The sequence below is a fragment of the Thalassotalea sp. ND16A genome (genome assembly GCF_000764205.1).
Lineage (GTDB): Bacteria > Pseudomonadota > Gammaproteobacteria > Enterobacterales > Alteromonadaceae > Thalassotalea_A.
This window is the reverse complement of the sequence record NZ_JQDZ01000053.1, coordinates 34,127-55,497: the sequence shown is the minus strand read 5'-3', so window position 1 is coordinate 55,497 and position 21,371 is coordinate 34,127. Positions and strand designations below refer to the sequence as shown.

Annotated in this window: 15 protein-coding genes; all 15 read left to right on the top strand. The window is 44.4% G+C overall.

Annotation, left to right across the window (positions count from 1 at the left end):
* Window positions 1–11 precede the first annotated feature (11 nt).
* The 15 genes from nuoI (at window position 12) to ND16A_RS09525 (ending at window position 21,087) form a co-directional block, all read left to right on the top strand.
* Window positions 12–506, top strand: a complete 495-nt coding sequence (gene nuoI, locus ND16A_RS09455; protein WP_033077599.1) for an NADH-quinone oxidoreductase subunit NuoI — start codon at window positions 12–14, stop codon at window positions 504–506.
* A gap of 407 nt (window positions 507–913) precedes the next feature.
* Window positions 914–1,474 (top strand): NADH-quinone oxidoreductase subunit J, encoded by a 561-nt coding sequence (gene nuoJ, locus ND16A_RS09460; RefSeq protein WP_052073063.1) that lies wholly within the window; start codon window positions 914–916, stop codon window positions 1,472–1,474.
* A complete protein-coding gene (nuoK, locus tag ND16A_RS09465; protein ID WP_033077573.1) occupies window positions 1,471–1,779 on the top strand; it encodes an NADH-quinone oxidoreductase subunit NuoK in 309 nt (102 codons plus the stop codon). The genes nuoJ and nuoK overlap by 4 nt, the downstream gene beginning before the upstream one ends.
* 2 nt (window positions 1,780–1,781) lie before the next feature.
* Window positions 1,782–3,707, top strand: a complete 1,926-nt coding sequence (gene nuoL, locus ND16A_RS09470) for an NADH-quinone oxidoreductase subunit L (RefSeq protein ID WP_235282099.1) — start codon at window positions 1,782–1,784, stop codon at window positions 3,705–3,707.
* Complete coding sequence (locus tag ND16A_RS09475) at window positions 3,704–5,221, top strand: complex I subunit 4 family protein (RefSeq protein ID WP_033077572.1); 1,518 nt, start codon at window positions 3,704–3,706, stop codon at window positions 5,219–5,221. The genes nuoL and ND16A_RS09475 overlap by 4 nt, the downstream gene beginning before the upstream one ends.
* Window positions 5,218–6,672: an NADH-quinone oxidoreductase subunit N gene (locus ND16A_RS09480; RefSeq protein WP_033077571.1), complete on the top strand. Its 1,455-nt coding sequence runs from the start codon at window positions 5,218–5,220 to the stop codon at window positions 6,670–6,672. The genes ND16A_RS09475 and ND16A_RS09480 overlap by 4 nt, the downstream gene beginning before the upstream one ends.
* A gap of 537 nt (window positions 6,673–7,209) precedes the next feature.
* Window positions 7,210–7,971: a DUF4097 family beta strand repeat protein gene (locus ND16A_RS09485; RefSeq protein ID WP_033077570.1), complete on the top strand. Its 762-nt coding sequence runs from the start codon at window positions 7,210–7,212 to the stop codon at window positions 7,969–7,971.
* 386 nt (window positions 7,972–8,357) lie between these two features.
* Window positions 8,358–9,371 (top strand): Vgb family protein, encoded by a 1,014-nt coding sequence (locus tag ND16A_RS09490; protein WP_052073062.1) that lies wholly within the window; start codon window positions 8,358–8,360, stop codon window positions 9,369–9,371.
* Between the two features lie 866 nt (window positions 9,372–10,237).
* Entirely contained in the window at window positions 10,238–12,037 is a 1,800-nt protein-coding gene (locus tag ND16A_RS09495) for a DEAD/DEAH box helicase (RefSeq protein WP_033077569.1), read from the top strand.
* Between the two features lie 365 nt (window positions 12,038–12,402).
* Window positions 12,403–13,302: a sulfate adenylyltransferase subunit CysD gene (gene cysD, locus ND16A_RS09500; protein ID WP_033077568.1), complete on the top strand. Its 900-nt coding sequence runs from the start codon at window positions 12,403–12,405 to the stop codon at window positions 13,300–13,302.
* Window positions 13,303–13,473: 171 nt separating this feature from the next.
* Entirely contained in the window at window positions 13,474–14,886 is a 1,413-nt protein-coding gene (cysN, locus tag ND16A_RS09505) for a sulfate adenylyltransferase subunit CysN (protein WP_033077567.1), read from the top strand.
* 338 nt (window positions 14,887–15,224) lie between these two features.
* The gene (locus ND16A_RS09510) at window positions 15,225–16,955 is read left to right on the top strand and encodes an SLC13 family permease (protein ID WP_033077566.1); all 1,731 of its coding nucleotides are present in this window, start codon (window positions 15,225–15,227) and stop codon (window positions 16,953–16,955) included.
* A 345-nt stretch (window positions 16,956–17,300) separates the two neighbouring features.
* Window positions 17,301–17,666 (top strand): four helix bundle protein, encoded by a 366-nt coding sequence (locus ND16A_RS09515; protein ID WP_033077565.1) that lies wholly within the window; start codon window positions 17,301–17,303, stop codon window positions 17,664–17,666.
* Between the two features lie 63 nt (window positions 17,667–17,729).
* Window positions 17,730–18,329 carry an adenylyl-sulfate kinase gene (gene cysC / locus ND16A_RS09520; RefSeq protein WP_033077564.1) on the top strand — a complete coding sequence of 200 codons (600 nt, stop codon included), beginning with the start codon at window positions 17,730–17,732 and terminating at the stop codon, window positions 18,327–18,329.
* Window positions 18,330–19,020: 691 nt separating this feature from the next.
* Window positions 19,021–21,087, top strand: a complete 2,067-nt coding sequence (locus ND16A_RS09525; protein ID WP_033077563.1) for a M13 family metallopeptidase — start codon at window positions 19,021–19,023, stop codon at window positions 21,085–21,087.
* Window positions 21,088–21,371 lie beyond the last annotated feature (284 nt).

Genomic DNA, 21,371 nt, shown 5'->3' with positions numbered 1-21,371 from the left:
AATTTCGCACGATGTGGCTGGTGTTAAAACATACCTTCAGCAAAGCCGATACCGTGGAATACCCAGAGCAAAAACCGTATCTGGCACCACGTTATCGCGGCCGAATCGTGTTAACCCGTGATCCCGATGGTGAAGAGCGTTGTGTGGCCTGTAATTTATGTGCTGCCGCCTGTCCGGTGGACTGTATCGCCTTGCAGCAAACCATCGATGATGACGGCCGCAAGCGCGCCGAATTTTTTCGGATCAATTTTTCTCGTTGTATTTTATGTGGCTTTTGTGAAGAAGCGTGCCCAACGTATGCCATCCAATTAACGCCGGATATCGAACTGGCCGAATACGACAGACAAAACCTGGTGTACGAAAAAGAAAACTTATTGATCTCCGGCCCGGGTAAATACCCGGATTATAATTTTTATAAACAATCCGGCGTTGCCGCCGGAGTAAAAGCGAAAGGCACGGGGGAGCACGAGCAACCTCCGGTAGATGTAAAAGAGCTGATGCCGTAAGAAAGCTGCGGGCTAAAAATAAAAAGCTACGAGCTACGAGCTACGAGCTACGAGCTACGAGCAGCAAGCATTAGCGACGAGAAATGAGTAACGAATAAATAGAAACTAGCAACGAAAGGTTGTGGCTCAATTGAAACAATGGATGAAGATTAAGTAAGACGACATTAATTTAAACATTGCGATGAGTTAACACGGACTGCCAGCAGCTAATTGCCAGTGGCCCGTAGCCAATATTTTATGAATTAACACGGACTGCTAGTAGCTATTCGCCCGTAGCTCGTAGCGATGAATTAACACGGACTGCCAATAGCTATTTGCTCGCGGCCCGAAGCCATGAGTTACCACGGACTGCCCGCAGCTATTTGCCCGTAGCCCGTAGCTTTTGAACACAAAAAAGAGAATGATAAATGACCATTGAAATACCATTTTATCTTGCCGCTGGCATTGCCATCATTGCCTCAATACGGGTAGTGACCGGCGCCAATGCCATTCATGCCTTATTGTATTTAGTGGTATCGCTGTTGGCGGTCGCGGTATGTTTTTATTTTATGGGGGCCCCGTTTGCTGCCGGTTTGGAAGTTATCGTTTATGCCGGCGCCATTTTAGTGCTGTTTGTGTTTGCGGTGATGATGTTTGATTTACAAGGGGATAAAGATCCGGAGCACTATTATGGTGACAGTAACAGCGGCAATAATAGCAGCGGCAGCAGTCACAACAGTTGGTTTAGCCGTTGGTTCGGCCCGGTGTTGTTAGCGTCGGTATTACTCATTGAAGTCATTTATGTAATCATTAATTCCAGCAACAGCGAACAAAGCACATCAACCATTGTCAGTGCCAAACAAGTCGGCATCCTGCTCTATGGCCCCTATTTACTCGCCGTCGAAATTGCCTCTTTCCTACTGCTTGCCGGATTAATAGCCGGTTACCATTTTGCCAAAGGCCAAGACCTTCCCGGGAGAAATTTATGAGTCATATCCCCTTAAGCCACGCCTTTATTTTAGCGGGCATTTTATTTGTTATTGGTTTTATCGGCGTTATCGCCCGGCGCAATACCTTATTTATGCTGATGAGTTTAGAAGTGATGCTAAATTCTGTTGGCATCGCCTTTATCGCCGCAGGTTCAGCCTGGCAAGAAGCCGACGGACAAATCATGTTTATCTTAATCCTAACGCTGGCTGCTGCCGAAGTGGCGGTGGGCTTAGCCTTGCTCATTCGTTTACAGCAACAACGACAATCGCTTGATATCGACGAGCTCAGTGATATGAGGGGCTAACCATGCAAGCAACTATCGAGGCAACAATGAACCAGATGCAAGTGCTCGCCTATTTACCATTTTACCCCTTGCTCAGCTTTATTTTATTGGTGCTGTTCGCCAAACGCTTGTCTTGGCTTACAGCCAGTATCCTCTCAGTGGGGGCGGTGTTGTTAAGTGCGTTAAGTAGTGCGTACTTACTGCAAGTGGCAATGTTAACCCCCAACAGTGTGGTTGATGTTCATCTTTGGCAATGGTTCAAATTAGGCGATATGGCGGTTAATTTTGCCTTTCGTTTAGACAGTTTATCTATGGTGATGAGCTTGGTCGTTAGTGGCGTTGGCTTGTTAATTCATGCCTACGCTGCCGCTTACATGAAAGACGATGAAAACTTTTCCCGGTTTATGGCCTATATGAATTTGTTCATTGTTGCCATGTTGTTACTGGTGTTAGCCGACAATTTAGTGTTGCTCTATTTAGGTTGGGAAGGCGTAGGCTTGTGCAGTTTCTTGTTGATTGGTTTTTGGTATCAGGATAATGACAATGCCATGGCGGCGAAAAAAGCGTTCATTGTTACCCGGGTCGGCGATACCTTTTTGGCCATCGGCTTGTTCTTATTATTTAGAGAAACTGGCAGTTTGGCTATCAATGACATTACCGCGCTGGCCGGCAGTGGTGAAATTGCCAATGAAATGGCCTTTTGGATTTGTTTGCTGCTGGTGGGCGGTGCCGTGGGTAAATCGGCGCAATTGCCGCTGCAAACCTGGCTGCCCGATGCCATGGCCGGGCCAACCCCGGTTAGTGCCTTAATTCACGCGGCGACTATGGTTACCGCCGGTGTCTATCTGATCGCCAGAATGCAGGGGGTATTCGTACTTACCCCTGAGGTGATGACGATAGTTTCCTGGATCGGCGCATTAACCCTGTTATTGGCCGGTATTGCCGCGCTGGCGCAATCCGACATTAAGCGCGTGCTGGCTTATTCTACCATGAGCCAAATTGGTTATATGATGCTGGCCTTGGGGGCCGGAGCTTTCAGTGCCGGTGTGATGCATTTAATGACCCATGCATTTTTCAAGGCCCTGCTGTTTTTAACCGCAGGCTCGATTATATTGGCGCTGCACCATCAACAGAACATCTTTAAAATGGGCGGCCTATTTAAAAAATTGCCGCTGGTTAGCATCTTATTTTTTATTGGCATCGCCGCGCTAATTGCTTTTCCCGGTACTTCCGGCTTTGTTTCCAAAGAGGCGATACTGGCGGAGTTGTATTCGTCGAACACCGCCGGGCCAGTATTTTGGTGGCTGGCAATCATCGGCGCCTTAATCACCAGTATTTACAGTTTTCGCTTGTTGTTTATCACTTTTTTTGGCGACTATCGCGGTGACGTTAAGGTGCATCCGGTAACCGATAAACTGCAACTGTTGCCGCTTGTTATCTTGGCGCTGCTGGCGCTTGCGGGCGGCTTAATCGGCTTAAATTTAACGGCCCTTTTTCCGGCACCGCCAACCGAGCTTAATCTGGTAACCGGGCACAGTGATCCCGCCTGGTTACATAACGTCGCCATTGCCACGCCATTTGTCGGAATCGTGATCGCCTATTTACTTTACTTCCCTAAAACCGGACAAGCGGTTGTCGGGTCAGATTCGTCATTGACTAAATTCGCGCACGGCGGCCTGGGTTTTGACCGGTTGTACGAGTGGCTGTTAGTAAAACCGTTTGTCTTTATTGCCAAAGTAAATCGTCGTGATGTCATTGAGCAACTGGTAACAGGCATTAGCTGGAACGTACAAGCCTGGCATGAGGTGTTAAGAGCCAGTCAAAATGGTCAATTGCGCTGGTATGGCGCGGTGATCGGGGTGGGAGTGGTGATGTTGTTGGCGATATTGATCTTTAGCGGTACCAGCGAACCTTCCCTGCAGGTGATGAATGGGGGGGCGCAAGGATGATATTAACGCAGATGGTATTGGTGCTATTTGTTGGCGGTATTCTTGCCTGGGCCGGAGAAAATCATCGCCCTAATATGGGGCGCTGGATCAGCTTGATGGCGATAATTTTTGCTTTTGCCTTATTGCTCGATTTTGCCCACAGCAACAATGAATTGTTTCACCAATATCTCACCATCGCCAATATCCCCTGGATAACCACGTTTAACATTCACTATGCCACCGGTATTGACAGCTTAAGCTTTATCCTTATTGCCCTGACCTTATTGCTTGGCGTTATTTGCGTGTTGGTGTCATGGCAAGAAATTACCGACAACACCGGCTTTTATTACTTCAACCTGATGGCATCGATTGCCGGCATCGTTGGCGTTTTTATCGCCACCGACTTATTCCTGTTCTTCTTTTTCTGGGAAGCCATGCTGTTGCCGATGACCGCATTAATTGCCATCTGGGGCCATGAAAACCGTCATTATGCGGCGATCAAGTTCTTCATTTTCACTCAGGTGAGCAGTTTGCTAATGCTGATCGCCATTATCAGCCTGGCACTGATCCATCATCAACAAACCGGCAGTTACAGTTTCGATTATTTTGCGCTTAAGCAAATGCTGCTCAGCGCTGACGTAGAGTTTTATTTAATGTTGGCCTTCTTCATTGCCTTTGCGGTGAAGTTGCCGTCTTTTCCGGTGCATACCTGGTTACCCGATGCCCATACCCAGGCGCCTACCGCTGGCAGTGTGTTGCTGGCCGGGGTGTTATTAAAAACCGGTGCCTATGGCTTAATTCGTTTTGTCTTAGAGTTGTTCCCCAAGGCGAGTGCTGAATTTGCCAATGTTGCGGTACTGCTTGGTGTGATCAGTATTTTATACGGCGCCAAAATGGCCTTTGCCCAAACCGACTTTAAACGTTTGGTGGCCTACAGCTCTATTTCGCATATGGGTTTTGTCATGCTGGCATTATTTTCCTTCCAGCAAATTGCCTACCATGGCGCCTTATTAACCATAGTGGCCCATGGGCTTAGCAGCGCCGCGCTATTCTCCATGGCAGGCATGCTTTACAGCCGGTTGCACAGCCGCGACTTATCGCAAATGGGCGGTATGTTTAGCAGTGCACCGCGCATGGGCGGCATGTTACTGGCGTTTGTTGCCGCCGCGTTTGGTCTGCCCGGGTTATTAAATTTTGTCGGCGAATTTATGATTTTAACCGGCAGTTTTAAAGTCTACCCAACGTCGGTGATCTTTGCCGCCATTGGCCTTGTTGGCTCAGCCATTTATGGGATGTACCTGTTTCAACAAAGTTTTCAGGGGCCAAGCAAACAAGTGATTGTTGACTTGAGCAAACGTGAAATCATTATCTGTTTGTCATTATTGGCATTATTGATTTCCTTAGGTTTATTTCCGGAAACCTTGTTAATGCATTTTCCCGAGCAATACCGCGTAGCAGCTAATGCCACTGCGACTGCGACTGCTAGTGCGTTAGTGCCGGCTGATAGTGTCATCAACTTAGGAGCAAATTTATGAGCAGCTTAGAGTTATTCGCCATTGCCCCACAGCTGATATTGTCCCTGGCTATCGTATTGCAATTATTGTTAATTGCAGTGAAACGCAGCACGGCGTTAATCCAATATTTTACCGCCATCAGCATAGTGATTGCCGCCGGTGCCACCCCATTGGTATTGCCGGCGGTTAACACACAATCGACCATTTTATTTTATCTTGACGGCTTTTCTATTGGCGTTAACCTGCTGATTTTCCTGTCGGCGGTTATTGTTTGTTTGATCAGTGGCCGTTATCTCGCCATCAGCCAGGAAGTGCACGACGAATATTACGTATTGCTGTTACTGGTGGTGCTTGGCGCAAGTTTAGTCAGCATTGCCAACCATTTTGCCAGTGTATTTCTCGGCCTGGAATTACTGAGCATTGCCTTAATTGGCATGGTGGGCTATTTACGCAGTCGAACGCAATCGCTTGAAGCAGGGTTTAAATACCTGATCTTAAGCGCGACCGCGTCCAGTGTTTTATTGTTTGGCATGGCAATGATTTACGGCTTTAGCGGCGATATGCATTTTAATTACGTATCGTTAAGTTATACCGGCGCGGTAAATGAACAAATGCGGCTGTTGTTTAGTGCCGGCTCGGTGTTATTGATTGCCGGTATTGCCTTTAAATTGTCCCTGGTGCCGTTTCATTTTTGGACGCCTGATGTCTATCAGGGGGCACCTGCACCGGTAAGTATGCTACTGGCCACTGTCTCGAAAACCGCGATGTTTGCGGTATTGGTGAAATTTTGGTTCTTCGCCCAGTTATACGCCAATGAGCAATTAATGCTGATTATTACCGTGATCGCCTTTGCGTCGATGTTGGTGGGTAATCTACTGGCCTTGCAGCAAACCAATATCAAACGGTTATTGGCGTATTCATCAATAGCACATATGGGCTACTTGTTAGTCACCTTAAAAGTACTGGCGGCAAGCTCAACGCAACTTGCCTGGGAGTCAGCACTGTTTTATTTGTTGACCTATTGTCTTGCTAATTTACTCATTTTTACCTTTATCTGCCAAACCTCAAAAGCCAATGCCGGTGTTGATAATGATGACTGGCAACACTGGCGTGGTTTGTTTTGGCAATCACCAGTGCAAGCTTCCGCCCTCATTTTCGCCTTGCTCTCTCTTGCCGGTATCCCGTTAACCGCAGGCTTTATTGGTAAGTTTTACCTGTTAACTACGGCGGTAGATAATGGCTCCTGGCGGTTACTGGCCAGCCTGGTGGCCGGTAGTGGTATTGGCTTGTATTATTATTTGCGCATCATTTTTGTGATGTTCGCCAACGCCAATGTGCAACAAGCATTACCCTTAACTCGTTTATCACAAGCCTTGATAGTCAGCCTAAGTCTGCTGATCTTAGTGTTTGGTATCTTGCCAGATATTATCAGCGCCGAAGTGCGCTTGTTTGCGCTATCAAATTTTGGGTAGATTGATTGTTTTAAGCTGCCGCAAATCAATTTTTGTAACTAGTTGGCGAGGTATTAACCTCGCATCGTAACTTGCCGTAATTAACGTAACGCGGCTACCGCCAAAACGCGAGACTAAAGTCCCGCCAACCGAGGATCAGTACCGCTGGTTGGCGGGGTTTCAACCTCGCAGCGTAACTTGCCGTAATCAACATAACGTGGATACCGCCAACCTGCGAGACTGAAGTCCCGCAAACCTTGGAAACGTATGGTTGGCGGGGTTTTAACCTCGCATAATTTGAAAAATTGACCTGTCGTGGAGCAATGCCAAGTCTGCCCGAAGCCACAAGCACGAAGCCCTAGGCCTTTAGGGCACATTGTTAGTCACTATCCCCACTATTTAGTAATTATCACCACATGGGTTAAAGAATTTTTTTACCAAAAACAACTAATATCTTTAATAACAACAACTTACAAGGTTGGCCCGAATATTGATTGTATTTGCCTAATATTAAAAATTATTGAATAAAATTATTCAGCAAATTCAGGGAATACCATCATGAAAATCACCAAAGTAGCCGCACTATTATCCATGGCGTTAGTTTTACCCGGTTGTGTTATTCACGTTGGTGCACAAAGCGCCGATGTGCATTTGCAAGAAACACTGTCACTTAATGCCAGTGATTTAACCAGCTTAGAGGTTGAATCCGGCTCAGGGGTGTTGATCATTGCCGGTAAAGCAGGTGCTACAGAGATATCGGTACAAGCCGATATTGAAACCAGCAAAAAACGTAACTATGAATTAACCCTGGAAAAAGTTGGCTCAAAAGCGGTGCTTGTCGCCAAACATCAATCAACCAGTGGTTTCTGGAATGGCAATTCACCACAAATTAACCTGGAAATTACCGTGCCGCAACATTTGGCGTTAACTATTGATGATGGCTCTGGCGATATCAAAATTACCGATATCAATAACGCCGTAGACATAGAAGATGGTTCGGGCGAAATTATCGTAAAAAACGTGCAAGGTAACCTGCATCTAGATGATGGCTCTGGCGAGTTACAAGTAACTAACGTCAGTGGCGATGTAGCGATTAACGATGGCTCGGGTGAAATTTGGGTTGCCGATATTGCCGGCAGCGTAAATGTTGATGATGGCTCGGGAGATCTGACCTTACACAACATTGGCGGCATGGTGACTATTGATGATGGCTCAGGCGATATCGAAGTAAGAGATGCCGGCGGATTAACCATTACCGAAAGTGGCTCTGGCGGCTTAAACGTTAAAGCCGTAAGAGGCGAGTTTAATATTGATTCGTAAGCGATAAAGCAAACCATGATCTGTCAATGATAAAGCCCTGTTACTCCCGCAGGGCTTTTTTGATTCAAGCAGCGGGCTACTGGCTACGAGCTACGGGCAGCGAGTTGATGGCGTCAGGGTGAACGCTAGTTTCTAAGAACTGTAAGTTTTTCATTTCGACCATCCCTATTACAATATTAGAATATGTAAAATGCTATTCATTGAGCAAATATGCTGCTCGTAGCTCGTAGCCAGAGGCCAACAGCTTTGAATATTTAAAATCTTATCAATTGTTCAAATATGCTGCCCGAAGCTCGTTGCCCGCCGCCCGGAGCTTTCTTCTCATCGCTTTTTACCCATCTTCAACTATATTTTAGGGAGGTGAAATAGAGTCGATACAAACCAGCATGAAATCCTTTATTCTTATCCTTAGTTTGCTTAGCATTGTCTGTTTTGCCGATGAGCCAGGTGCCGCAATTGTAAAACCACAGGTAAATATTGATATCGAAGAATGGCTAGTGCCCTGGCCAAACACTCGGCCGCGTGATCCGGCGGTAGATTCAACTGGCAAGGTTTGGTTTTGCGGGCAAGGCGGCAATTACATTGCTGTACTTAACCCCACCAGCAAAACATTCAAACGCTTCGCACTTAGTGATGGAACGCACCCGCATAACCTGATCATCGACAATGATGATAATGTTTGGTACGCCGGAAATCGTAGCAATCACATTGGTAAGCTAAATCCAAAAACCGGCGACATTGAGAAATTTATCATGCCCGGTGATACCGCCATCGATCCACACACCTTAGTGTTTAATTCACAATATGACATTTGGTTTACCGCGCAATGGGGCAACAAGGTCGGCTTGTTAAAGCGAAAAACACAACATATCACCCTTGTTGATATGCCATTCGAGGGCAGCAGGCCGTACGGCATTAAAGTCGATCATGAAGATGTGCCCTGGGTGGTATTATTTGGCAGCAACCAATTGCTGAGTATTAATCCACAAAACTTTAGCACCAGCACTGTTGAATTAACCGATACGGCAGAGCGGCCAAGACGACTAGAGATAGGTCAAGATAATGATGTTTATTACCTTGATCACAAACTCGGGTATTTAGGCCGTTATGATCCTAATACCCAAACGTTCGAGCGCTGGCGCTTGCCTGAACAGAAAAATGCGAAGTTATATGGCTCCGCCATCGATAGTCAAAACCGGATCTGGCTGGCGGTAACAGGCACCAACCCCAATAAAATAAAAGTATTCGATAGCAAGACCAAGCAATTTATTGCCAGTGTCGAAGTCCCCAGCGGAGCAGGATCAATTCGTTATATGTATTATCACCCTAAAACCGATGAAGTATGGTTCGGCACCGATGCAAATACGATAGGGCGGGTGAGGATGAAAGAATCAAGATAAAAGGTACAGGATACGAGGTACAAGGTACAAGCAGTATGGTGGATGTTATTAGCGATGATGTCTTTTGGAGAATATCTAGTATTTACAAGTGATTAACCATCGAGGTGGGGATGAGCTGCTTCCATTACCAATCTTGAAACCCACTTCTTGAAACTCTAGAAAAAATATTCCGTCATTCCAAGCTTGTTTTGCAACCTCCCAAGTTGAAAGTGAGCGCTTGTATTTTTAACCATTTGCTCTGGTAGTAAGAAATTAGCCCAAAGTTAGTGTTGTAAACAAACATGGGGCTCAACAATGCTGCTTGTACCTTGTACCTTGTACCTTGTACCTTGTACCTTGTACCTTGTACCTTGTACCTTGTACCTTGTACCTTGTACCTCGGACACTTCCCTTTAAAATAAGCAGTGACTTCTAGTCGCTTGATTTAATAAGAAAAAGTACTTACCCTCACTTTTTTCTGACTATTTATTGCCCAATATTACTTGCAATAGTTTTAGAAAACGGTATGATGCGCCAACTTTCTTAAAACAGCTGTTTACCTAGCACTTAAGAATTACAATTCGCAAACATACAGAGAGTTTGCGAAATTGACACTAAAGAGTGGTTATTTCCGCCACCTGACTTGCCAAGAGCTAGCACAAACTGTTCATCAAGAGATTAACTCTAGAGCAGAATCGAATTAGCTATAGATCACCAACTGCCTGTGTATTGAGCATATCTACATAGCGCCACGATCTCGCCATAAGTCTTCCGCGGTTTAACTTTGAATTTTTTTGCAGTTATTACCGTATGGAACCAACTTAGGCGCCAATTGCCTGATATTTCCTATTGGTTATTAATCTGCTTATATTTAGAAGACACAATTAATGACTGAATTAAACAACGCTACTGTTAGCTTTGCCGACTTAGGTTTGCCTGAAGTTTTATTATCAACACTTACCGGCATGGGGTTTGAAAATCCTACTCCTATCCAAGAAAAAACCATTGGCCCTTTATTGGAAGGCCGCCATGTATTAGGTGAAGCGCAAACTGGTACTGGTAAAACCGCCGCTTTCGGTTTGCCTGCCCTTGCTAACATTGACGTTAAATTACGCAAACCACAAATGATGGTTTTAGCACCAACTCGTGAATTAGCGATTCAGGTAGCCGAAGCTATCGAAGAATTTGCGAAAGGGATGAAAGGTTTACGTGTTGCTACCCTTTACGGTGGTCAGTCTTACGGCCCACAATTGTCGCAACTTGAAAAAGGTGCACAGGTTGTTGTTGGTACTCCGGGTCGCTTAATGGACCATTTACGCCGTAAAACTCTAAAGCTTAACGAATTAACGTTTTGTGCATTAGACGAAGCCGATGAAATGCTAAACATGGGTTTCTTAGAAGACATCGAGTGGATCCTTGATCACTTGCCAGAGCAAACGCAAATGGCGTTGTTCTCTGCCACTATGCCAACACAAATCAAGAAAATTGCCGATCGTTTCTTAACCAACCCGGTACACGTTAAAATTGCCGCGAAAAAAGAATCGAAAAAGAACATCACCCAATTGGCGTGGAAAGTATCTGGTATCAGCAAAAATACTGCGATTGAGCGTATTGTTGAAACCTATGATTACGACGCCATGCTTGTTTTCGTGCGTACCCGTAACGACACCGTAACTATCTCTGAGCAATTAGAGCGTTTAGGTTATGCCAGTGCTGCCTTAAACGGTGACATGAATCAGGCACAGCGTGAACGTACTGTTGAGCAATTGAAAAACGGCAAGTTATCAATCATGGTCGCTACCGACGTTGTTGCCCGTGGTTTAGACATTCCACGCATCGACTTAGTGGTTAACTACGACTTACCGGGTGAAACTGAATCTTACGTTCACCGTATTGGTCGTACTGGTCGTGCCGGTCGTGAAGGTACTGCAATTTCATTTGTACGCCCACGTGAAATGTATAACTTACGTCATTACGAACGTGCCACATCAGGTGCTGTTAATACCTTTGAATTACCAACCATTCAAGAAATTGGCTTAAGCCGTATTGAACGTTGTCGTCAATCTCTTGTGACTTCTGTTGCTGATAAAGATTTAACCGCAATGCGTGAAATCTTAGAAAAAATGGCTGCCGACTCTGAACTGTCGATGACCGATTTAGCCGCTGCCTTATTGTTTGATAAACAATTAAAGCAACCGCTACAACCAAAAGAAGACGTACGTCCTCGTCGTGAACGTTCAGACCGTGACGCCCGTGGCCGTAACGATCGCAATGACCGTGGCTCACGTGATGAGCGTCGTGGCCGTGGTCGTGATGACAGAGACAATCGTGGTAATCGTGGTGAGCGTAGCGAACGTGGCAATGACCGTCGTCGTTCACAGGCACGCCCGGATGTAGATTGGCAAGCATACCGCATTGAAGTTGGTAAAGAGCACGGCGCACGCCCAGGCGATATCGTTGGTGCCATTGCCAATGAGATCTCATTAGACAGTGCCTACATTGGTCAAATTAACTTAAACGATAACCACACGATCGTTCAGTTGCCAAAAGGCATGCCAAAAGATGCGTTCAACAAACTACGTACCGTCCGTGTACGTCGCCAGCAACTGGATATCTCAGTATCTGACGCCCCCGTTGCCGCTGTTGCCCGTAAGCCACGTAAAGAACGTGCTGACCGTCAACACTAAGCATCAATTTTAAAACAAACGACAAGGGAAGCTATATGCTTCCCTTTTGTTTTAAGATACGGGGTACAAGGTACAGGGTACAAGCAGTCTGCGGAGGCTACTAGTGATGATATTTTTTTGTGATCCCAGTCGTTATCCACAACATATAATTAAATTACACTTTCTATTAATCCCAAATACACTGCCTGTACCTTGTACCTTGTACCTTGTACCCTGATCTTTTCCCTATAACCTTTCTCACTATCAAATAACGATATAATGTGTTTTAGTAATAAGATGGTGTAGTATCAGCCGCATAATTGTGGGATAATCCTGCCCATAAAAATCTTACAATCTTTTCATTCACTTTAATTAAATGGTTACCAATGAATTTAACACATTTAAAACAGCTGGAAGCTGAATCAATCCACATCATCAGGGAAGTGGCCGCAGAATTCGATAACCCGGTAATGCTTTACTCAGTAGGTAAAGACTCTGCCGTAATGTTGCATTTAGCCATGAAAGCATTTTTCCCGGCGAAGCCGCCATTTCCGTTAATGCACGTAGACACTACGTGGAAATTTAAAGAAATGATCGCCTTTCGCGATAAAATGGCAGAAAAATACGGCATGGATTTAATTGTTCACACCAATGAAGAAGGTCGTGCCGCCGGTATGAATCCATTTGATCACGGCAGTTCAAAATTTACCGATGTGATGAAAACCCAGGGCTTAAAACAAGCGCTGAATAAACATCAGTTTGATGCCGCCTTTGGTGGTGCTCGTCGCGATGAAGAAAAATCACGGGCGAAAGAACGAGTGTATTCATTCCGCGATAAAAACCATCGTTGGGACCCAAAAAGCCAGCGTCCAGAGTTATGGAATACCTACAACGGTAAAGTGAACCAAGGCGAAAGCATTCGGGTTTTCCCATTATCGAACTGGACCGAACTTGATATCTGGCAATATATCCATTTAGAAAATATCGACATTGTGCCGCTTTACTTGTCGGCAAAACGCCCGGTAGTTGAGCGTGATGGCACATTGATCATGGTAGATGATGACCGCATGCCATTAAAAGAGGGCGAAATACCAATGCAGAAAATGGTGCGTTTTCGAACTTTAGGTGATTACCCACTTACCGGTGCAGTAGAGTCTGAAGCGACGACATTGCCAGAAGTTATCCAGGAAATGCTATTAACCAAAACTTCTGAACGCCAGGGCCGAATGATCGATCACGACTCATCCGGTTCGATGGAAAAGAAGAAAATGGAAGGTTATTTCTAATTTAGGTACGAGGTACAAGGTACAAGGTACATGCACCTCGCGGCTTAAAATATAATGGTAATAATTAATAGATAATTTACGTAATAGCAGATAGATACACAAACAACTTGTACCTTGTACCTTGTACCTCGTACCTTTTAATCTGTATCTCTATTATGATAGGAAGCACCCATGAGTACAGAACAAGCTTTACTAGAAAACGATATTGAAGAATATCTAAAAGTACATGAAAACAAAGATATGCTGCGCTTTTTAACCTGCGGCAATGTTGATGACGGTAAATCTACCTTAATTGGTCGCTTGCTGCATGACTCAAAATTAATTTTTGAAGATCATTTAGATGCGATCAAAAACGATTCAAAAAAATTCAATACCACCAACGAAGAGTTCGATTTAGCGCTACTGGTTGATGGTTTGCAATCGGAACGTGAGCAAGGCATCACAATTGATGTCGCCTACCGTTATTTTGCTACCGAAAAACGCAAATTCATTATTGCGGATTGTCCAGGTCACGAGCAATACACTCGTAACATGGCCACAGGTGCATCAAATTGTGATTTGGCCATCGTGATGATCGATGCCCGATACGGCGTACAAACTCAAACCAAACGTCACAGTTACATTGCTTCATTACTTGGTATCAAGCACGTAATTGTTGCGGTAAACAAAATGGATTTAGTCGATTTCAGTCAAGACGAATACCGTAAGATTAAAGAAGATTATCGTACATTTGCTAATGAGTTGAACATCCCAGACGTACGTTTCGTGCCAATTTCAGCGTTAAAAGGTGACAACGTAGTAAACAAGTCGGAAGCGATGGAATGGTACCCAGGTGCCACCTTAATGGCCCTATTGGATACGGTTAAGATTGATGATGACAAGAATTTAGAAGACTTTCGTTTTCCAGTGCAATACGTAACTCGTCCAAACCTCGATTTTCGCGGTTTTTGTGGCACCGTTGCTGGCGGCGTAATCAATATTGGTGATGTGATCACCGCGTTACCTTCGGGTAAAACCTCTTCAGTGAAAAGCATTGTAACCGCCGATGGTGAGTTAGAATCCGCGTTTGTTGGCCAGGCGGTGACCTTAACCCTTAACGATGAAATTGATGTTTCTCGTGGCGACGTAATCGTTCGCTCCAATAAATTGGCAACGGTTACCGACAAATTTGAAGCCTCTATCGTGTGGATGAGTGAAGCCGCGCTACAACCGGGTAAAGAATACGAGCTTAAAATAGGTAGCAAAAATACCTATGCTCGTATTGAAAACATCAATTACCGGGTAGATGTGAATACTTTAGAGCATGTGCAAGAAGACGAGATGAAGCTGAACGAAATTGCATCTTGTAATATTGCCACCACCAACCCTGTGGTTGTCGATGGCTATCAAAGTGTTGAAGGCACGGGCTCTTTTGTCATTATCGACCGTTTAACCAACATTACTGTGGGCGCCGGTATGATCACCAAAACTCAAGTCGACGGTGAAAATATTGTAGAAGAGTTAAGACAATACAGCGCAACCGAAGTTGAGCTGAATGCCTTTATTCGTAAAAACTTCCCTGAGTGGAACTGTAAAACGGTTTAAAGCGCAATAGCTACGGGCTAAAAGAAGCTACGAGCTACGGGCTGAACGGTTGAAGCAATCTGGATAATTGGATTTTACCACCTCAGCTTGTGGCTTAAATGCTAGCGCTAACTAAAAAGTCGGGAATGCCCGACTTTTTTTAATCCTTCCTTGCTAGAAAAAATAGCTTGGTATATGTTTATAAAATAATGATAAAAAGTTATCAGCGACAAGCTTTTAGCAACGAGCCACCAGTTTAATGCACCAACAAACGTATATTAACGTAAGAATTGCTGCAGGTTAATACTGTCTGCCCGTAGCTCGTAGCACGATGCTTATAGCACAAGAAAAGGCCCTCAATGCTCAACATTGATCAATGGTTGATGCTAGCAATATTTGCCGGCACCTTAGTCGGATTGGTGAAGTACCAACATAGCCCGGAACGTGTCTTTGCGGCTGCGACCATGGCATGTTTGGTGTTATCTTTTGTCTCCACCGAGCAAATCTTCGATAACGCCATTAACCCGGGATTATTAACGTTAATTCTATTAATCAATTGCTCGTTTGCCTTTGAACGCACCAGCTTTTTACGGGTTTTGGCCAGTAAGTTAATCAATAAATCTCCGCTTCGCTCTTATCTGAGAACCTTACTAACCACCGCATTTGCCTCGGCAATTTTAAATAATACCGCTGTGGTGGCAACCTTAATATCACCGATAAAAAATAATAAATTTATTAACCCCGGCCGATTACTCTTACCCCTGTCTTACGCGGCAATATTAGGCGGTACATTAACGCTGGTCGGCACCTCAACCAACCTTATTGTTAACTCTATGTTGATTGAGCGCGGCCTGCCGAGTTTAAAATTTTTTGATTTTACCCTGGTCGGTTTAGCGGCAATGGGCGCCTGTTTATTGGTGTTGTTTATTCGTATTCGTACCTTGCCGAAAACGGAGGCCGACCCGAAAGATGACAAGCATTATTTCGTTGAAGCGGAAGTGACTGGCGACTCTAAGTTGATTGGCAGTTCCATTGAAGAAAATGGCTTACGTTCGATGGACTCATTATTTCTTATTGAAATAATCCGTCATGGCCATTTAATTTCACCGGTAACGCCAGAAGAATACATTCAGCCGGGTGACAAGCTTATTTTTACCGGCGATATTTCAAAAGTATTTGTGCTGCAACAGTTTGACGGCTTGCAATTGTTTGCCGAGCAAGACGGCTTGTTACGCGACAACTTAACCGAAGTGTTGATCAAACCGGGCTCTGCCATTATCGGTTTAACGTTAAAGAAAGCCGGCTTTCGGGCGCGTTTTGACGCTGCCGTGGTTGCCATTAGACGCGAAGGTTCTACCTTGTCGGGTAAACTCGGTGATTTGGTGATCCAGTCGGGGGATTTTCTGGTATTAGCGGTTGGTAATGACTTTGTTAGCCGGACTAACTTAACCAAAAATTTCTTTATCTTAACCGGGGTTGAGCCGGAAGATATGCTTTCCGGCTGGCGCGACAAATTCACCCTTATCGGCTTTCTCGCCGCCATTGGTTCGTCGGTGTTTTTTGAAGTCGCGTTATTAAAATGCTTAATGTTTTACATGGCCGCCTTATTTGCCTTTAACTGTTTGTCGATCAATGAAATCAAACGCCGTTTCCCGTTAGAAATCTGGTTAATTGTGGTCAGTGCTTTAACCTTGGCCACGGCGTTAGAAAGCACCGGCATATCGCTGGTAATCGCCGATTTGGTGCATAGTTTCTTGCAAGATAAAAGCGTGATGATCGCCTTTGTTGCGGTGTTCATTATCACCTTGATACTGACTGAGGTGATCACCAACAATGCCGCCGCGGCATTAGTTTTTCCTATCGCCTATAATATTGCGATAGGTTTAGAGGCGAACCCATTACCCTTTATTATGGCGGTAGCGTTTGGCGCCAGTGGTAGCTTTATCAGTCCCTATGGTTATCAAACCAACGTTATGGTGTTTAACGCCGGTAACTATCGCTTGAAAGATTTTGTCAAAGTTGGTGTACCAGTATCAATAACCTACAGTGCCGTGGTGCTGTATATGATCCCTCTCGTATTTCCGTTTTAAGAGCCGGATACGAGGTACAGGGTACAAGGTACAGGCAGTATGGTTGGAATAATATCAACAGTGTAAATTATGGGGTGTGCGGGCTACTAATTAAGAGCTTAGGCTACAAGGTACAAACAGCGTATTTGATCTTATGAGAAAAGTGTAATTTAATTATTTTTTGCGGGTAGCGTCTGAGATCACAAAAGATATCATCGCTAGTAACATCCAGCATACTGCTTGTACCTCGTACCCTGTATCTTGTACCCACAGTTTTAAGGTACAGGTAGATGGGTTTAAATTTTTGTTACATTGTTTTAGCGCTATAATATAGTGTTTGAATAAGTATTAAACAAGGATTGTTGAATGCATTTTAAAGAGCTAGAAGTTTGGCAAAAGAGTTATCAACTCTGTGTCGATATTTATAAAGAATTTAGTCATAATCGTGATTATGGCTTTAAAGACCAAATAACCCGTTCCGCATTATCAGTGCCAAGTAATATTGCTGAAGGGTTTGAGAGATCTTCTTTAAAAGAGAAAATTAGATTTGTCAGTATTGCCAAAGGGTCTGCGGGTGAGTTGACTACACAATTGATGATTGCAAAAGATATAAATTACTTAGCCCCAAAATTGGCTGATGTTTACCTAGTAGAAAATGAACTAATAACAAAGATGTTAGGCGCTTTAATTCAAAAATTAAGCCTCTCGTTAAAAAATAATACCAATTTATAATTATACAAATGACTGCTTGTACCTTGTACCTTGTACCTCGTATCTTCAGTCCGAAGGACTCTTATGAAAACAGAAAACACCGTTTGGCATGCTCATCAAGTAACCAAAACTGAAAGAGCCGATTTAAAAGGGCAAAAGCCTTGTTTACTTTGGTACACCGGCTTAAGCGGCTCAGGAAAATCTACCGTGGCCAATGCCGTCGATGATCTTTTGTTTCAACGCAAATGCCACACCTACCTGCTCGACGGTGACAATGTACGCCATGGCTTAAATGGCGATTTAGGTTTTTCAGACGAAGACCGAGTGGAAAATATTCGCCGCATTAGCCAAGTAGGTAAATTGTTTGTCGACTCAGGCTTAATTTGTAGCACCGCATTTATTTCGCCGTTTCAATCGGACCGGGATATGGCCAGAGAGATGCTGGAGCAGGGGGAGTTTATCGAAGTATTCATCGACACCCCAATTGAAATTTGTGAGCAACGCGACCCAAAAGGTTTGTACAAAATGGCTCGTGCTGGCGAAATAAAAGATTTTACCGGTATTGATTCGGCTTACGACATTCCGCAAACCCCTGAGATCCATGTGCAAACTGCAGATCTCAGCATTGAGCAATGTGCGCTGCAAATCGTCAATTATCTACAGCAAAACGGTTATATCAATTAACGGGCAAAGTGCCGACAACCATAACTTTTGTCGAACTAATTTACACTACGAAAATGACAGAACCTTAACTTGTTGAAAAGTCAGGCTAAATAAAGTTGGCCTAATATGTGCTTTGTTAACTATAAGTTTGAACCCCCATTCAAACTTGAAATTTCAAATGCTCGCACATTTCGAAAAAGGTTTTTGGACGCCGCCTGGCGTCTTTTTTTTCGCAAAAAATAAAGCTACTGGCTACGGGCGAATAGCTGCGGGCAGCCCGTGGAAAATCATAAGAATCTTTATAATTCTAACAATTAAATCAATGCAGCCTTGGCGGTATGGTCAAACATGCTGTCCGCTGCTTCCAATTTAATTTACACTGTTCCGGTTTTATCAAACATGCTGCCCGTAGCTTTCTTTTCACTGCCCGCTGCCTTCAGTTCATTAATACCACTCCTGATTTTATCAAGCACGCTGCTCGTAGCCCGAAGCTTTCTTTCCATTGCCCGTAGCTATTCACTTTTTCGCCAATAATTCTTTACGTATAGTTTCTCATCAACATGTAACAAAACATGAATCTTGCTTGTTATGACTAGATCTTGCTTTTAAATCCCCGTACTATCAAATGCGAAAAATACCCAAATAGTATTAAAATAATATCAAGGTAAATCGTCTCGCAGCACATGCAGCGGTTTAATTTCAGGAAAAATCTATGAAATCTTTATTAACGGGCGTTGTATGCTCGTCTCTACTTTTATTAGCCGGTTGTAATGATTCGGCTACCACTACAGAGTCATCTGCAGCGGTAGAAACACAAAAAACTGTATTAGCCTCAGGCATCGAACGCGCTAATATGAACACTGAAATTCGTCCACAAGACGATTTTTACATGCACATCAATGGCGGTTGGTTAGACGCCAATGCCATACCTGCTGACAAAACATCGATTGGTTCTTTCTATGACTTGCGCGATAAATCAGACGATGATGTAAATGCCATTATTGAAGAATTAGCCGCGGCTAAAAACTTAACCGTTGGCACCGATGAGCAAAAAGTAGCCGATTTATTCAGTTCGTTTATGGATACTGAGAAACTTAATGCCTTGGGTATTAAGCCGATTGAGCCATTTTTAGCGGAAGTTGCCGCGCTTGCATCAAAAGATGACTTAGCCAAGTTTTTTGCCAAGGCACAAAAAATTGGTTTAGATTCTCCGTTGTACTACTACGTCAGTGTTGATGCGAAAAATTCAAGCACCTACGCTGGCCATGTATGGCATTCAGGGTTAGGTCTTCCCGACAGAGATTATTACTTCAAAGAAGACGAACGTTTTGTTGAAATGCGCGCGGCCTATGTTGCTCACATCGCTAAAATGTTTGAACTAGCCGGTCAAGAAAACCCGCAAGCTGCAGCAGAAACTATCATGGCGCTAGAAACCAAGATGGCTAAATTGCATTGGACCCGTGTACAAACCCGTGACAGTGAAAAACGCTACAACAAATTTGCCACCAGCGATTTAAAGAACGTAACCAACAACTTCAACTGGACTGTCTGGTTAGAAACGTTAGGCGTTAGTGACCAGCAAAATATCATCCTTAACCAACCCGATTTCGTTGCTGGTTTTGGTGACATTGTTGCCAATACCGACATGGCTACCTGGAAAACTTTCCTTAACTGGCAAGTTATTGGTGGTTTTGCTTCTAATTTAAGTGAAGATATTGCCGCTCAAAGTTTTGATTTCTACGGAAAAACCATTAACGGCCAGCAAGAGCAAAAACCTCGCTGGAAACGTGGTGTAAGCTTAGTTAACGGCAACTTGGGTGAAGTTATTGGTAAAGTGTATGTTAAACGTCATTTCCCTACTGAAGCGAAAGGCCGGATGACGACGCTGGTTGAAAATTTACGTAGCGCCTACGGCGAGTCAATTGATGCGCTAGAATGGATGTCAGGCGACACCAAAAAAGCAGCACGGGTAAAATTAGCCGCGTTTACGCCTAAAATTGGTTACCCGGACCGCTGGGAAGATTACTCGGCAATTGAAATTTCTGCCGATGATCTCATTGCCAACTTGATCAGTGCCGACGCTGACGGTTTTGCCAAAGGCGTTGCCAAGTTAGGTGGTCCAATTCACACGTGGGAATGGGGCATGACACCACAAACGGTTAATGCTTACTACAATCCAACGGTAAACGAAATTGTATTTCCCGCCGCTATTTTACAACCGCCATTCTTCAACTTAGAAGCTGACGAAGCGGTAAACTACGGTGGTATTGGCGCCGTTATTGGCCATGAAATGGGTCACGGTTTTGATGACCAGGGCAGCAAGTACGATGCCGAAGGTAACATGAAAAACTGGTGGACTGAGCAAGACTTGGCTGAATTTAAAAAGCGTTCGTCGCAACTGGTTGAGCAATACAATGGTTACTCAATGTTTGGCGATGCACAGATCAATGGTGAGTTAACTTTAGGTGAGAACATCGGTGATTTATCGGGTTTAACCATTGCTTACCGCGCTTACCAAAACTCACTTAACGGTGCCGAAGCGCCAGTAATTGATGGCTTAACCGGTGATCAACGCTTCTTCATGGGTTACGCGCAAATCTGGCGTCAAAAGCACACCGAGAAAGCGCAACGCGAACGCATTGCCACTGACTCACATTCGCCAGGTCACTTCCGCGCATTAGGTTCATTATCAAACATGAACGAGTTCTATGAAGCCTACGGCATCAAAGAAGGCGACAAAATGTACATCGCCCCGGAAAAACGCGTAAAAATCTGGTAATCAAGAAGGCGGCGATCAAGTATCGCCGCATAATCCAAGAGCAAACGCGTAAAAATCTGGTAACCCGGTTGGCGATTCAAATCGCCGCATAACCAAGAGCAAACGCGTAATAGGTTGGCGGGGTTTCAACCTCGCATAATTACCGCAACGCGGTAACCTAAACCAAGGTTAATTTCGCGTTATAAAAAAGGAGCTTCGGCTCCTTTTTTTGTCTAATCGCCCCAAAACCAAAACCAAAACCAAAACCAAAACTAACCCGGTTGGCTGGGTTTCCAACCTCGCGT